This window comes from Sphingomonas sp. 10B4 (assembly GCF_035019905.1).
GTDB classification, from domain to species: Bacteria; Pseudomonadota; Alphaproteobacteria; order Sphingomonadales; family Sphingomonadaceae; genus Sphingomonas; species Sphingomonas glacialis.
Genome location: NZ_JASJVC010000081.1, coordinates 1 through 15201, shown reverse-complemented (window position 1 = coordinate 15201; position 15201 = coordinate 1). Strand labels below are relative to the sequence as shown.

The window sequence follows — 15201 nt, the reverse complement described above, 5'->3', positions numbered from 1 at the left end:
AGATGTGTATAAGAGACAGGCCCCGGCCTTCGCCGGGGCGACGTTGCTTACGCCGGCAATTCGAGGATGCGCTTGGCGATGATGTTGAGCTGGACCTCGCTCGTCCCGCCCTCGATCGAATTGGCCTTGGTGCGCAGCCAGGCGCGCGCCTCGGCGCCGCCGCGCGAGCCTTCGCTCTCCCATTCGAGCGCGTCCGAACCGCCCGATGCCATCATCAGCTCGTGGCGGCTCTTGTTGAGCTCGGTGCCGTAATATTTCATCATCGAGGGCTGTGCCGGGTGTGCGCGACCGGCCTTCAGCTCGTCGATGAAGCGCTCGGACATCGATCCGAATGCTTTCGCGCGGACCTCGAACGTCGCAATCGCCGCGCGCAGCAGCGGATCGGCGAGCCGCCCTTCCGAATCGAGCCCGATCGTCGCGATTGCACCGTCGAGCAGCGGGTTACCGCCGGTCGAGGCGAGCCCCATGCCCGAGATCATCTCGCGCTCATGCCCGAGCAGATACTTGGCGACGTCCCAGCCCTTATTCTCTTCATGGATGCGCTGCGACTTGGGCACCTTCACATTGTCCATGAAGGTCTCGCAGAACGGCGAATAGCCCGAGATCAGCAGGATCGGCTTGGTCGAGACGCCTTCGCTCGCCATGTCGAACAGCACGAAGCTGATCCCGCCCTGCTTGCTGCTCTTGTCGGTGCGGACGAGGCAGAAGATCCAGTCGGCCTTGTCGGCGTAGGAGGTCCATACCTTCTGGCCGTTGACGATGTAATGATCGCCTGCGTCCTCGGCGGAGGTCGCGAGGCTGGCGAGATCCGAACCGGCATTGGGCTCGGAATACCCTTGGCACCAGCGGATCTCGCCGCGTGCGATCTTGGTGAGATATTCGAGCTTCTGCTCCTCGGTGCCGTATTTCAGCAACGCTGGCCCGAGCATCGAAATGCCGAACGAATTGAGCGGATTGCGCGCCTTGATCGCCGCCATTTCCTCGCGCAGGATCTTGGTTTCGGCAGGCGACAGGCCACCGCCGCCATACGCCTTGGGCCAATCGGGCACGGTCCAGCCGCGCGATGCCATCGCGTCCATCCATTCCTTTTGCCCAGGCTGGAAATCGGGATTGCGGCCGCCCCAGCACGCGTCCTTTTCGGAGCGGACGGGTTGGCGCATTTCGGGCGGGCAATTGGCTTCGAGCCAGGCGCGGGTTTCGCTGCGGAAAGTGTCGAGGTCTTGCGTCATGGAATCAACTCCTCATCAAGGCATGGGCGGCGCGCGCCACCGCGATGGCGGTGAAGTCGCGATTGTAATCGGCGATCACTTGGACCCCGATCGGCAGACCGTCCGGGTCGGTGCCGATCCGCACGCTCGTCGCGGGCAGCATCGGGAAGGTGGCGAGGCCGGGATAGGCCATTTGCAGCGCGGCTTGCGTGTCGACACCGTCGATCATCGCGATCCGCGTCGCGAGCGGGGTGTCGTCGTGGTGATAGGCGGTGGTGCCCCAGGCGGGCGCGATCACCGCGTCATAGGCGCCGAACAGCCGTGCCCAATCGCGACGGCTCTTGGCCTGCGCATCGACCAGCGTGAACCAGTCGGGCAGCGGAAGCGGTTGCCCGCCGTCCATCGGCGCGCCGCGCGCCATCGCGACGAGCAGCATGTGGATATAGGCGCCGTGTTGCGCGACGAGATCTGGCAGCAAGGCGCTGGCATCGTCGACCTGCGCGCCTTCCGCGCGGAACGCCGCACCGACCGCGGCGATCGCTTCCTGGATCGACGCTTGCGAGCGCGCGAGCGGATGTTCCGGAAGCAGCAGGATCCGCCATTCGCCGGCTCCGCGCGGCGCTGGGCGGGCGAGCGCGTCGCCGCCCATCACGCCGAACAGCGCCTCGAGATCGTCGGGATCGCGCGCGAGCGGCCCGGCGACGTTGAGCGCCACCCCGCAGCTTTGCGAGCGCGGGAAATTGTGGCCGAACGCGTTGAGCGCGTTGTACGTCGGCTTGTGGCCCCACACGCCGCAAAAGGCAGCGGGCAGGCGAATCGATCCGCCAATGTCCGAGCCGATCTCGACGGCTACGAACCCCGCGGCGAGTGCCGCCGCCGCGCCGCCCGACGATCCCCCGGGAACGCGGTCATGATCGATCGGATTGCGCGTGCGACCATAGACCGGGTTGTTGGTCTGGAGATCGGCGAGCGCGACGGGGACGTTGGTCTTGCCGAGGATCACCGCGCCGGCTTGCTTGAGCCGCGTGACTTGGACCGCGTCTTCGGTCGCGACGAAATCGGCGTGTTCGGCAAAACCCCAGCACGAGACGAGCCCGGCGACGTCGAAGCTTTCCTTGACCGTCATCGGCACGCCGAGCAGCACGCTTGTCGCGTCCTTGGGGCCAGCGTCGATCGCGCGCGCGGCATCGCGCGCGCGATCGAAATCGCGGACGACGACGGCGTTGATCTCGCCGTCGTCCGCCTCGATCCGCGCGATCGCGGCATTGCACTCGGCGAGCGCGGTGGTTTCACCAGCGCGGATTGCCGCGGCGGTCTGGAGCGCGGACCGGATCCCAGTCACCCCGGCGGAGGCCGGGGTCGTCCTGCCGTGATGCGAGTCGGGTGCCTCGCTCCCAGCGGCCCCGGCCTTCGCCGTGGCGACGGCGGTTTGCTCATCCATTGAACCGACCGCCGCTTTCCGCCTTCGACTTGAGCAGTTCCGCCACCGCGAAGCCGTGCTTCTCGAGCCCGGCGACGATCTTCTTGAGCCCCTCGGTATCGGCCCAGAACATCGGCCCGCCGCGATAGACCGGCCAGCCATAGCCGTAGATCCACACCACATCGATGTCGCTCGCGCGCTGCGCCATCTTCTCCTCGAGGATCAGCGCGCCTTCGTTGACCATCGTGTAGAGCGTCTTCTCGACGATCTCCTCATCGCTGATCTCGCGCTTTTGCATGTTCGACTTCGAGCGGAAATCCTCGATGATCTCGGCCACGCGGGGGCTGGGCGTCGGGTTCCGCTTCTCGTCATAATCGTAGAAGCCCTTGGCGGTCTTCTGCCCCCAGCGCCCTTCGGCGGCGAGCGCGTCGCGGATGTTCTCGATCCGGTTGGGGTCGCGGTGCCAGCCGATATCGACGCCGGCGAGATCGCTCATCTGGAACGGCCCCATCGGCATGCCGAACGCGACATGGACGCGGTCGATCTGTTCGGGGGTGGCGCCTTCCATCAGCAGCTTCATCGCTTCGACCTGGCGGGGCTTGAGCATCCGGTTGCCGATGAACCCGTCGCACACGCCGGCGACCACCGCGACCTTCTTGATCGTCTTGGCGAGGGCCATCACGGTGGCGAGGACATCGTCCTCGGTCTGTGCCCCGCGGACGACCTCGAGCAGCTTCATCACGTTGGCGGGCGAGAAGAAGTGCATGCCGACCACATCGCCGGGTCGCTTGGTGACCGAGGCGATTTCGTCGATATCGAGATACGAGGTGTTCGAGGCGAGGATCGCGCCGGGCTTGGCGAGCGCGTCGAGGCGGGTGAAGATCTCCTTCTTCACGTCCATGTTTTCATACACCGCCTCGATGATGAGATCGCACTCGGCGAGCGCCTCGAAATTGAGCGTCGGGTTGAGCGCGCCCATCGCTGCCTCGACCTGCTCGGGCTTCAAGCGGCCCTTGGCGGCGGAGGCCTCGTAATTCTTGCGAATCGTGCCGGCACCGCGATCGAGCGCATCCTGCGCCATTTCGACGATCGTCACGGGGATGCCCGCCGACAGGAAGTTCATCGAGATGCCGCCGCCCATCGTGCCCGCGCCGATCACGCCGACGCGCTTGATCTCGCGCAGCGCGATCTTGGGGTCGATGCCGTCGATCTTGGCAGCCTGGCGTTCGGCGAAGAAGATGTGGCGCTGTGCAGCGGACTGGACGCCCATCATCAGCTTCATGAATTCCTGGCGCTCGAAGGCGATGCCCTCGTCGAAGCTCGATCCGTCGGCGGCTTTCTCGACGCAGGCGATGTTGGCGGCAGGCGCGTCGAAGCCGCGGAAGCGCTTGGCATTGTCCTTCTTGAACGTGGCGACGGCTTCGGGGTCGGCCTGCGCGACCTTCTCGCGGGCGCGGGGCAGGGGCTTGGTGTCGGCAATTTCGCGCGCAAAGGCGATCGCGTCGGCGGCCAGGCTGTCCTCACCTGCCAAGCGATCGATCAGGCCGGCCGACAGCGCGAGCTTGGCCGGGATCGGATCGCCTTTGGCGGTCATTTCGAGCGCGAGCTTGACGCCGGCGATGCGCGGGATGCGCTGCGTTCCGCCGGCACCGGGAAGCAGGCCGAGCTTGACCTCGGGCGTGCCGATCTTCGCGCTCGGCACGGCGATGCGATAGTGGCAGCCGAGTGTCACCTCGCACCCGCCGCCGAGCGCGGTGCCGTGGATCGCGGCGACGACGGGCTTGTCCGACGCTTCGATCATGTCGACCACGGTGGGGAGGCCGGGCTCCTGCATCGGCTTGCCGAATTCGGTGATGTCGGCGCCGGCAAAGAAGGTGCGGCCGTCGCAGCGGATCACCATCGCCTTGACCTGCGGATTGGCGAGGCCCTCCTTGATCCCCGCCTCGAGCCCCTGCCGCACGGCCGCGCCGAGCGCGTTGACCGGCGGGTTGTTCGAAATGATGACGAGGACGTCGTCGTGGAGTTCGGTGGTGATCGGGCCGGTCATTCTTCTCTCCTGCTACGGGCGGCGCCCCGGCGAAGGCCGGGGCCGCTGGAGGTGGTCCGCGACGTCAGCGACGCGCGCCCGACCCAGCGGCCCCGGCCTGCGCCGGGGCGACGGATGGGTTAGGTCAACGCACTGTAAATCAACGTCTTCAACTCGCGTCGGATCGGGTAGATGTTCGACGGCGACACTTGCGTCATGAACACCATGTGCAGCTGCTCGACGGGATCGACGAAGAAGGCGGTCGAGAACATGCCACCCCAATAATATTCGCCGACCGACCCTGGGATCATCGAGCGCGCGACGTCGATGTTGACCGCGAAGCCGAGCCCGAAACCGGTGCCGGCATTCGCCGCCTCGCTGAACAGCGATTTCGACAGCGTCGAGAGATCCGCACCGCCGGGGAGGTGGTTCATCGTCATCAGCTCGATCGTCTTGCGCCCGACGATCCGCGCGCCGTCGAGCTCGCCGCCGTTCAGCAGCATCGTGCAGAAACGATGATAATCGAGCGCGGTCGAGACGAGCCCGCCGCCGCCCGAGACGAGCTTGGGCGGCTTGCTCCACGCGCTCGCCGCGCCGCGATCGTAGAGCACGCGGCCCTTGCCGGCGGCGAGCGTGTAGCAATCGGTCAGCCGGTCGATCTTGTCGGCGGGGACGTGGAAGAAGGTGTCATCCATCTTCAGCGGCGCGAAGATGCGCGTTGCGAAGAAATCGGGCAGCGAAAGCCCCGAGACGCGCGCGACGACCGCGCCGAGCACGTCGGTCGCGACCGAGTAATTCCACGCGCTGCCGGGCGAGAATTCCAGCGGCAGCCGGCCGAGCGCGGCGACGAGCCCGTCGAGATCGAGCCCGCCATGCCAATTCTCGATCCGTCCCTCGCGGTACGCGGCATCGATATTCGAGCGGTTCTGGAAGCCGTAGGTCAGCCCCGCGGTATGGCGCAGCAGATCGACCATCCGCATCGGGTCGCTCGTCGGCCGGGTCTGGAACGGCACGCCCGCGCCGCCGCCATTATAGACGCCGATATCCTTGAATTCGGGCAGCACGTGGTGAACCGGCGTATCGAGCGCGACCTTGCCTTCCTCGACCAGCATCATGAACGCGATCGAGGTAATCGGCTTGGTCATCGAGGCGATGCGGAACAGCGAGCCCTCGTCGATCGACGTGCCGCCACCCTCGCGCGCCGCGCCTTGCGAGGAGAAATGGACGATCTCGCCACGCTGCGCGATCAGCAGCTGCGCGTTCGGCAGCTTTCCCGAATCGAGATAGCGTTCCTTGAGAAAGGCATCGATCCGGGCGAGACGGCCTGAGTCGAACCGCGCGGCGGGGGGCAGGTTTGCAGCCATCGTGGTTTCCATACCCCCTGTTCGAAAGCGATGACACCCTATTGCCTTGAGTGGCGCACGAATCAACACTAACCTTGCTGAAACAGTGTTCCGCGGCAAACCCGAGTTTCAACTCACCGGGTATCTGGCGCGCTTGAGGAGAGATGATCGTGGATATCGAACCGCTCGTCGCGCTCGATCCGGCCTGGCCCAGGATGACGTTGCCGCAAGTCGAGGCGGCGCTGGTCGCGCCGGGTGGCAAGTTCGAGATCGAGACGATCCCGATCCGCGGCATCCCGACTCGCGTATGGAAGCACGCCCCGCCGACGCTTGCCTGGCTGATCGCGGCATCGCGTGCGCATGGCGATCGGATCTTCACCGTCTATGAGGACGAACGCGTCAGCTACGACGCCAATTTCCGCGCGGTCGCGACGCTGGCGCACGCGCTGGTCGAGATGGGAATCGGCAAGGGCGACCGCGTCGGGCTGGCGATGCGCAATCTGCCCGAATGGCCGGTGGTATTCTTTGCCGCGGCAAGCATCGGTGCGATTATCGTGCCGCTCAACGCATGGTGGACCGCGGGCGAGCTGGCGTATGGCATCACCGATTCGGGCTGCCGGCTGCTGTTCGTCGATGACGAGCGCTATCAGCGACTGGTGGCGGAGGGCGCGGCGTTTCCGGCGGTCGAGACTACCATCGTCGCGCGCGCCTCGGTCGCGCTCGGCGCGGATGCGGTTCGGCTTGAGGACCTGATCGGCACGCCGACCGGCTATGCGACGCTCCCCGAGCGCGATTTGCCCGCGGCCGAGATCGCGACCGACGACGATGCGACGATCTTCTATACCAGCGGGACGACGGGCCATCCCAAGGGCGCGCTGGGGACGCATCGCAACCTCACGACCAACATCCTGACATCGGCGTTCGGCGGCGCGCGCGCCTTCCTGCGGCGCGGCGAGGCGCCGCCTCCGCCCGAGCCCAAGACCTTTCTCACCGTGATCCCGATGTTCCACGTCACCGCGTGCAGCGCGACGATGATGATGTCGATCGCGGCGGGCAACACGCTCGTCTTCATGCGCAAATGGGACACGGTCCGCGCGATGGAAATCATCGAGCGCGAGAAGGTGCAGGTTACCGGCGGCGTGCCGACGATCGCGTGGCAGATCCTCGAGCATCCCGACCGCGCGAAGTATGATCTCTCCTCGCTCGAGGCGATCGCCTATGGCGGCGCACCTTCGGCGCCCGAGCTGGTGCGGCGGATCTACACCGAATTCGGCGCGCTGCCGTCGAACGGCTGGGGGATGACCGAAACGATGGCGACCGTCACCGGGCATGGCGGCGAGGATTATCTCGCACGGCCGACCAGCGCCGGGCCGCCGGCCCCTGTCGCCGATCTCAAGATCATGGACGAGGATGGGACGACCGAGCTGCCGATCGGCGACGTCGGCGAATTGTGGGCGCGTGGCCCGATGATCGTGAAGGGCTATTGGAACAAGCCCGAGGCGACTGCGGCGACCTTCGTCGACGGATGGGTGCGCACCGGCGATCTCGCGCGGCTCGATGCCGAGGGTTTCCTCTACATCGTCGACCGCGCCAAGGATATGATCATCCGCGGCGGCGAGAACATCTATTCGTCGGAGGTCGAGAACGTCCTCTACGCCCACCCCGCGGTGACCGACTGCGCGCTGATCGGCTTGCCGCACCGCACCTTGGGCGAGGAACCGGCGGCGGTGGTCCATCTGCGGCCCGGCACCAGCGTGAGCGAGGCCGAGCTCCAGGCATGGGTTCGCGCGCGGCTGGCGATCTTCAAGACGCCCGTTGCGATCCGCTTCGTCGACGACACCTTGCCGCGCAACGCCAACGGCAAGATCCTCAAAAAGGACTTGAAAGCGCTCTTCGAGGATCGACTTATCGCGGTCGCGTAACGCCACCGCCGGTCCCGTCAAAGGACTTTAACCAGCTCCGTTAACGCCGCGGCAACGATTTTACCCGCGCATATGGTAAATTCGGTCTTAACGTGCTGGCCGTTTGCAAGGCTTTGACGCTTTGCTCTGTCATGGGGAACAGAGAAGGGCGGGGTATGGCGGCGACTCGATCACTGAGCGCACGGATCGCGACGATTGAGACCGCGCCATGGGTCGTGCCCGCGCTGTTCACGCTTGCGCTGCTGTTACGGCTCGCCATGCTGGTGCTGCTGCCGCAGGATCCCGTTTCCGACGGTGAATGGTACATGGTCCGCGCCGCCGAGATGGCGCGCGGCATGGGCTATCAGGAGGCTGGGCACCCGACCGCGTTCTGGCCGGTCGGCTACCCGGCGCTGCTCGCGGGGAGCATGCTGCTGTTCGGGCCCGGGCTGTTCGGGCCGTTGCTGGTCAACCTCGTGTCGGTCGCGATGATCCTCGGCGCGATCGTGTGGCTCGGTCGGGCGCTCGGCGCAGGCGCGCTGGCGACGCGAATCGCGTTGCTGCTGTATGCGCTCTATCCCGCGCACATCGCCTATGTCGGACAGCCGTGTTCCGAGACCGCGTCGACCGCGATCGGCATGGGGGCTTTCGTGCTGCTGATCGTCGGACGCAAGCGCAGCCTCGTACTGATCGGCGCTGGTGCGCTGTTCGGGCTCGCGACGCTGCTGCGCGCACAGATGATGCTATTCCCGATCGGCGTGATCGTCGCGATGCTGCTGGCGTTCCGCGATTTCCGCTGGCGCGATGCGCTGCGGGCGGCGGTTTTGGTGCACATCACGCTGGCGGCGGTGGTGCTGCCGTGGTCACTGCGCAACGTCGCGCAGATGGGGGCGTTCGTGCCGGTCTCGACCAATGGCGGCGTCGCCTTGTTCTACGGCGCGAACGATCGTGCGACGGGCGACTGGTTCGCGTGGGAGCGCACGCCCTATTGGGACGAGACGGTCGGCATCCCCTATAGCCAGCGCGTCGCGCAGCAGGTCGAGCTCGACCGCCGCTTCAAGGCGCGCGCGACACACTGGATCGCGGCGCATCCCGCACAATGGAGCGTGCTCGGCATCCGCAAGATGGTGTTGCTGTGGTTGAAGGATTCGGACGCCTTCTGGTCGCTCGAAAAGACCTATCCCGATCGCTCGACGGCGTGGCGGGCCGTGCAGGGTGTCGACCAGCTCTATTACATGGCGCTCGTCGGTCTTGGCCTGTTCGCGCTCGGCATCGCTGTGCGCGATCGGATCCGTGGACGCTGGGAGCGCGCCCCGCTGCTGCTGCTCGGCTGCATGCCGGCGTTCGCGACGCTGACGGCGTTCGGCTTCACCGGCCAGACACGCTATCATTATCCCGCGATGCCGTTCCTCATCCTCGCGGCGGGCTGGATGCTCGCGCTGATCTTGCGCCGGCTTGCCGCGCGCGAGCCAAGTGTCCGGCTCCGCCCGCGCCCGGTCTGACGCTCAGGCGTCGAATGCGGTCGCGCGGCGCGGCAGCGTGCGGTGGATGATGAGGATCGTCAGGAGCAAGGTCGGGACGATCAGCACGCTGCCCTCGGGGCCGGTCGCGCCGCCCGACAGCAGTGTCGCGCCCGTCGGATGCGTCGCGAGCAGATGGCCCTCCATCATCATCCCCGAATCGGGAACGCCGTAGAGGAACGACTGCGCCCAGTCCCACGTCGCGTGGAAGCCGATCGCCCACCACAACGAGCCCGTGCGATAGAGCGCATAGGCAAAGGTCAGCCCGGCAAGCGCGACGCTGACCAGCCCCATCGCCGATTCGCCGGCGTTCGAGATATGCCCGGCGGCAAACAGCCCAACCGAAAAGACCGCCGCTGCGACCCAGAAGCCGATCGTCCGTGCTGAGCGCGCGCTCGGCGAGACCGAAGCGATCAGGCCGGCGACACCCCGCGCGAGCGTATATTGCAAAAAGCCGCGCGTGAGGAATTCCTCGAACAAGCCGACGAGGCAGAAGAAGCCGAACCACGCCGCGCCATATCCCAAGGCCGCACCCGCGCCGAGCGCGACGCCGTCGAATACCAGCGCGCCGCACAGCGCCATCAGGCCGATCAGCAGCGACAGCATCGCCGCACCCCAGCCCATGCCGGCGAGCAGATCCTTCCCCCGCCGTTCGCGCCGCAAGCCGTAGCTTGCGAACCGCCGCCGCTCTATCAGCGACAGCAGCAGTCCTGAGACAAGCACCGCGACGCAGAATGCGGCCTCGGGGACGAGCGACCCGAGCAGCGGTTGCGGCAGGCCGGGGCCGGGCGGCTTGGGCCGGATAATGACGCTTGCCACCACCATCAACGCGCTGAAGATCGCGAGGAAGATCGCCAGGCTCCACCCGGCGCGCAGCCCGTCCTTGCCCTTGAAAATGAAACCGATCCCGCGGCGCGGAGCAGGCGTGGCGGGTGCGTGGTCGATCATCTGGAATCCTTGGGTAACAGCGCGGTCGCGCGACGCCTGCCGCGCTTCACGGCGCCGCGATGACGCGTTGGACGGCGGCGCGCCAGCCGTCGAGCCGCGCGTCGCGCGCATCGGCGGCAATTTGCGGTTCGAACGTTTCGACCGCACCGCGCATCACGCTCGCCGCGGCGAGGTCGGCGAACAGCCCGCAGCCGATCCCGGCGAGCATCGCCGCGCCGAGCGCGGTGGTCTCGGCGAACTTGGGCCGTTCGACGCAGACGCCGAGGATGTCGGCCATGTCCTGCGCCATCCAGTTGTTGGCGACCATCCCGCCATCGATCCGCACGCTCTTCCAGTCGACCCCGTCGGCGGCGAAGGCGGTCTTGAGGTCGTGCGCCTGGTGCGCCATCGCCTCGAGCGCGGCACGGACGATATGCGCTTTGCCGGTCGAGAAGCTCAGGCCCGAGATCGAGCCGCGCGCGTCGGGCTCCCACCACGGCGCGCCGAGCCCCGAAAGTGCGGGGACGCAATAGACGCCGCCATTGTCGGCCACGCTGTGCGCGAGCGCCTCGGTCTCGGCCGCGCTGCCGATCAGCCCGACCTCGTCGCGCAGCCATTTGATCAAGCTGCCCGCGACGAACACCGATCCCTCGAGCGCATAGGCGCGCCGCCCGTCGAGCTGCCACGCGATCGTCGAGAGCAAGCGATTGCGCGATGTGGGGGGCGTCGGGCCGGCCTGGCTCAGCACGAACGCGCCGGTGCCGAAGGTCGCTTTGGTTTCGCCGACTTTGAGGCACGATTGGCCGATCGTCGCGGCTTGCTGGTCGCCCGCGATGCCGCAGATCGGGATTGCGGCGCCGAACAGCGTCGTCTCGCCGAAGCGGCCTGCGCAATCGACGATCTCGGGCAAGGCGGCGCGCGGTGCGCCGAACAGGTCGATCAACCCGTCGTCCCAATTGCCGCTGCCGATCGCCATCAGCGCGGTGCGGCTGGCATTGGTCGCATCGGTGATGTGCAGGCCACCCCGATTTTCGTTGGCCGTCAGCTTCCAGATCAACCAGCTCTCGACGGTGCCGACCGCGAGTCGCTTGCCCGCCGCCTTGACTTCTGGCCAATTCTGCATCGCCCAACCGATCTTGCTCCCCGAGAAATACGGGTCGAGCAGCAGGCCGGTCTTGGCCTGGACCATCGGTTCGTTGCCGGCCTCCTTGAGGTCGCGGCAGGTCGCGGCGGTGCGACGGTCCTGCCAGACGATTGCCGGGCTCAAGGGCTCGCCGGTCTCGCGGTCCCAGAAGACGACGGTCTCGCGCTGGTTGGTGATGCCGATCGCCGCGATCTTCTCGGCACCGCCCGCTTCCGCGATCACGGCGCAAGTCACCGCGAGCGTCTTCTCCCAGATTTCGCGCGCATCGTGTTCGACACGGCCGGGGGCGGGATAGTGCTGGTTGAGTTCGAGCGCCTTGGTCGCGCGGCACTGGCCGTCGGGCTGGAACAGCATGGCACGAGTCGAGGTCGTGCCTTCGTCGATAACGAGGAGAAGATCGGACATAAGGCTATGGCTAGCGCCGTTTGCGTGGCGTGGGAATGCCGCTACGGTCGCGCGCATGGCAGAACGCGACAACAGCACGAGTGGGGCGTTCGAACTCCCCCCGGTTCCGACCGAGGAGCCCGAGGATGAATGGCGGATCGCGATGCGGCGCGATCGCTTGCTCGCGGCGCTGACGCTCATTGCCGGCGTGGGGCTGGCAGTCGCCTTGCCGTTCGCGCTCAAGGCGGGGGCGGAGTTCTTCCTGCCGACGACCGCGGCGCTGGTGATCGCGATCGCGCTGGTGCCGATTCTCGAATGGCTCGAGCGGCGGCACGTGCCGTCGGCGCTCGCGGCGCTGACCTGCGTCCTGCTGTTCCTCGTTGCGGCAAATGTCGCGCTGGCAGCGATCATTGTGCCGGCCACCGAATTCTTTCGGCGGTTGCCCGAGCGGATCGACCGGATCCAGATGAACATCGCCCCGCTGATCGATCTCTATGCGAGCTTCCAGAAATACCTCAATCGCACGGTGCAGCACCTCGCCGCGACGGGGCCAGTCAAGGCGCCACCGACGGCTGCGGTGACGCCGCCGAGCTCGATCCTCGAACTCGCCGCGAGCTTTGCGCCGTCGGTGATCGTCCAGGTGTTCTTCGGGATCCTCGTCGTATTCTTCTTCCTGTCGGGCTGGACGCGGCTGCGTCGCCGCACGATCACCAGCCGCTCGAGCTTCGGCGGCGCGATGGCGACCGCGCGCGTCATCCAGAACGTGGTCGACGATACCTCGGCCTATCTCGGGACGATCACGATCATCAACCTCGCGCTTGGCCTGGCGATCTCGGGGCTGCTGTACGTGATGGGCATGCCGTTTCCGCTGATGTGGGGCGGGATCGTCGCCTTGCTCAATTACGTACCCTATTTCGGGCCGATCACCGCGGCGCTGCTGCTCGCGCTCGGCGGGTTGATGACCTTTCACGACATCTGGGTGGCGCTGGTGCCGGCGTTCGTGATGATCGGCTGCCATCTGGTCGAGGCCAATGCGATCACCCCACTGATCGTCGGCCACCGCCTGACGATCAACCCGATCATGATTCTCGTGTCGATTTCGTTCTGGTCGTGGGTGTGGGGGACGGCGGGAACGCTGCTCGCCGTGCCGTTGCTGATTATCCTGCAAACCGTGCTGGGGGCGGCGGGGAAACCCGATATCGCCGGTTTCCTGTTTGAACACGGGACCTTGACCCAGCGCCGCCGCAGCAATTTTGCAAATTCTTCGGAAGAAGGTGAAACGGGCGGTTGACAGTCAGGAGTCACCCCCATAGAGACGCGCCTCACGCTGAATAAGCGGGTGTAGCTCAGTTGGTTAGAGCGCCGGCCTGTCACGCCGGAGGTCGCGGGTTCGAGTCCCGTCACTCGCGCCATTCCCTCGATTGGGATGGCGTTTCGCGGACTTAGATCCCAGACATCACATTACGTAACTCCGGCCACGGCTCATGCTTCTGGCAGATTGTGCATGCGCGTTTGTAGCACGCGGGGACATCGCCCCGCGAATCATGCCCGGTTCACCAGATGCCGGTTTCCATCCACGCCAGCATGCGCCGCAGCGGCAAGACCCAGATCCAGGCGACGCCCGCGACAAGGTAGAACAGCGCTTGCAGCAGCGGGTGCCACTGGCCGACGACGCCCGACAGACTCGCCGCGACGACGCACCACAGGCCAATTAGGGCGAGGATGGCGAGCATACCAACCGGTTTACGCCAGCTAGGGGTCATCGACGTTCGCTCCATCCGGTTTCGGTGATGATCGCGTGGAGCGGCATGTCCCACGGATCGGTCGGCAAGCTGTCGACCTGTTGCACGCTCCACGCAACACCGATGCGGCGGGCCTGCGGGAATTGCGCGAAGGCTCGGTCGTAATAGCCCGCACCCTGGCCGAGCCGGTCGAGCTTGGCGTCGAAGGCGAGCAGCGGCGTCAGGATGATGTCGGGGACCAGCGCGCTTGTATCGCTGGCGGGCTGGCTGAGGCCGTAGGGGCCAGCCTGGAGGGCCGCTTCGGTATCCCAGGCGAGGAAGCGCATCGGCTCGGTGCGCGTTGTAACATGCGGCAGCGCGATGCGGCATCCGCCCTCGACCGCTGCGCGCGCAAGCGGGGACGGGTCGGCTTCACTACCGATCGGAACGTAGGAGGTGACGGTCAGGCCAGGCGTGAGCAGCGCAAGCAATTCTGGCGGCGGCACGATGGCGGGCGGGCTGTCTGCGAAGAAGGCGTCGCGCTCGGCGCGGATGCGCGCGCGCAGGCCCCGCTTGTCGATCACCACCCGTCGCCCCGGCGTAGGCCGGGGCCGCTATGTCGGGCGCCTGAGGCTGGCCATGCGCGCACAGCTGGCCGGCCACGGCCTTCGCCGGGGCGACGGAGGCGTCGCAAGGGGGGGGAAGCGGTGGCGGGACCGCCGTGGCCGTGTGCCGGGTTATCCTCTGACGCGCGGTACGTCAGGTGGGGATCATGTGCTTCGGGCCAAGACCCTAGCAGGGACAACCCCCTTGGATGATGAATAGCCTCAGGGATAATAAAGGCTCGTACCGGGCAGTGCCCGCCACCGATGGATATAGGCGCTGTGCCGCTATTGCTCAAGGGAGTTGGCAAGCGATTCGAGCCGCTCGGCGATCGTGGTGAGCAGCACCTCGTCCTTGATCTCGGCCGGGCGGCGATTGGCCTCCTCGAGCGAGTCGGCGAGCATCAGCGCGACGAACATCATCGTGCGCTCGCCGCTGAGCCCGCCCGAGGCGCGCACCGCCATCGGCCAGTGCGCGTCGAGCATCGCGGCGAGCCGGCGCAACTGGTCCTCCTGCCCGTCGGGCGAGGAGACGACGTGGCGACGATCGCCGATCTCGAGCGTGACGTCGGCCATCAGGCTTCGCTCTCGCGTGCGATCACGGCGTCGAGCGCCGAGACGGCTTCGGCCATGCGCGCGCGCAGCTTTTCGTGGCGCTTCTGGAGGGCGGCGGTGCTGGCGGTGCGGGCGGCGGCGGCGGCTTCGATGCGCTCCAGCGCGCGGTCGATGCGGTCGAGGGTCGAAACGGTGGAGGTGTCTGCCATTCCGAGTGAGATAGCATGGCGCACCGCCCGAACAAGGCGGGTTCGTGCGCACGCCGCCCCACTCGACGCGCGTTCGGGGCGGTTGACGCGCTGCCCGCGCGCCCGCAAAGACGCGCGCATCGAAGAAGAGTCGGGGGGGCGCCGCCGCGCGCCCGCCAAGCGGTTGGGGGGCAGGGCGCGGACGCTCAAGGTGGGGCTAAAAGGGGTTGGGGGGATTTGGCGCCGTGTGGCGCGGGGGGGG

The 15201-nt window shown here is 66.8% G+C and carries 13 protein-coding genes and 1 tRNA gene; 4 read left to right on the top strand and 10 right to left on the bottom strand.

Annotation, left to right across the window (positions count from 1 at the left end):
* Positions 1-47: 47 nt before the first annotated feature.
* From QN347_RS16690 to QN347_RS16675, 4 genes are all read right to left on the bottom strand, one after another.
* The gene (locus tag QN347_RS16690; RefSeq protein WP_133189426.1) at positions 48-1229 is read right to left on the bottom strand and encodes an acyl-CoA dehydrogenase family protein; all 1182 of its coding nucleotides are present in this window, start codon (positions 1227-1229) and stop codon (positions 48-50) included.
* A gap of 4 nt (positions 1230-1233) precedes the next feature.
* Complete coding sequence (locus QN347_RS16685) at positions 1234-2649, bottom strand: amidase family protein (protein WP_323494186.1); 1416 nt, start codon at positions 2647-2649, stop codon at positions 1234-1236.
* Positions 2642-4675, bottom strand: a complete 2034-nt coding sequence (locus QN347_RS16680; RefSeq protein WP_322162864.1) for a 3-hydroxyacyl-CoA dehydrogenase NAD-binding domain-containing protein — start codon at positions 4673-4675, stop codon at positions 2642-2644. Before QN347_RS16680 ends, QN347_RS16685 begins: the two co-directional genes overlap by 8 nt.
* Positions 4676-4794: 119 nt before the next feature.
* On the bottom strand, positions 4795-6018 hold the full coding sequence (locus QN347_RS16675) for a serine hydrolase domain-containing protein (RefSeq protein ID WP_322162865.1): 1224 nt from the start codon (positions 6016-6018) through the stop codon (positions 4795-4797).
* Between the two features lie 143 nt (positions 6019-6161).
* On the opposite strand from QN347_RS16675, the gene QN347_RS16670 reads away from it, so the two are divergent.
* Together QN347_RS16670 and QN347_RS16665 are read left to right on the top strand one after the other, a co-directional pair.
* The gene (locus QN347_RS16670; protein WP_322162867.1) at positions 6162-7919 is read left to right on the top strand and encodes a class I adenylate-forming enzyme family protein; all 1758 of its coding nucleotides are present in this window, start codon (positions 6162-6164) and stop codon (positions 7917-7919) included.
* Between the two features lie 155 nt (positions 7920-8074).
* A complete protein-coding gene (locus QN347_RS16665) occupies positions 8075-9400 on the top strand; it encodes a hypothetical protein (RefSeq protein ID WP_322162870.1) in 1326 nt (441 codons plus the stop codon).
* A gap of 3 nt (positions 9401-9403) precedes the next feature.
* On the opposite strand, the gene QN347_RS16660 is transcribed toward QN347_RS16665, so the two are convergent.
* Entirely contained in the window at positions 9404-10366 is a 963-nt protein-coding gene (locus QN347_RS16660) for a CPBP family intramembrane glutamic endopeptidase (RefSeq protein ID WP_322162871.1), read from the bottom strand.
* A gap of 46 nt (positions 10367-10412) precedes the next feature.
* Positions 10413-11894 carry a glycerol kinase gene (locus QN347_RS16655; protein ID WP_322162872.1) on the bottom strand — a complete coding sequence of 494 codons (1482 nt, stop codon included), beginning with the start codon at positions 11892-11894 and terminating at the stop codon, positions 10413-10415.
* A 55-nt stretch (positions 11895-11949) separates the two neighbouring features.
* Between QN347_RS16655 and QN347_RS16650 the strand changes: the two genes are divergently transcribed.
* Positions 11950-13164, top strand: a complete 1215-nt coding sequence (locus QN347_RS16650) for an AI-2E family transporter (protein ID WP_322162874.1) — start codon at positions 11950-11952, stop codon at positions 13162-13164.
* Between the two features lie 44 nt (positions 13165-13208).
* A tRNA-Asp gene (locus QN347_RS16645) sits at positions 13209-13285 on the top strand.
* Between the two features lie 141 nt (positions 13286-13426).
* Here QN347_RS16645 and QN347_RS16640 read toward each other — a convergent pair.
* From QN347_RS16640 to QN347_RS16625, 4 genes are all read right to left on the bottom strand, one after another.
* Positions 13427-13636, bottom strand: coding sequence for a DUF2842 domain-containing protein (locus QN347_RS16640; RefSeq protein ID WP_189675250.1), 210 nt, complete (start codon positions 13634-13636; stop codon positions 13427-13429).
* On the bottom strand, positions 13633-14178 hold the full coding sequence (locus QN347_RS16635) for a 5-formyltetrahydrofolate cyclo-ligase (protein WP_322162876.1): 546 nt from the start codon (positions 14176-14178) through the stop codon (positions 13633-13635). The genes QN347_RS16640 and QN347_RS16635 overlap by 4 nt, the downstream gene beginning before the upstream one ends.
* Positions 14179-14484: 306 nt before the next feature.
* The gene (locus QN347_RS16630) at positions 14485-14772 is read right to left on the bottom strand and encodes a cell division protein ZapA (protein ID WP_133189409.1); all 288 of its coding nucleotides are present in this window, start codon (positions 14770-14772) and stop codon (positions 14485-14487) included.
* Positions 14772-14960 carry a hypothetical protein gene (locus QN347_RS16625; protein ID WP_322162879.1) on the bottom strand — a complete coding sequence of 63 codons (189 nt, stop codon included), beginning with the start codon at positions 14958-14960 and terminating at the stop codon, positions 14772-14774. Before QN347_RS16625 ends, QN347_RS16630 begins: the two co-directional genes overlap by 1 nt.
* Positions 14961-15201 lie beyond the last annotated feature (241 nt).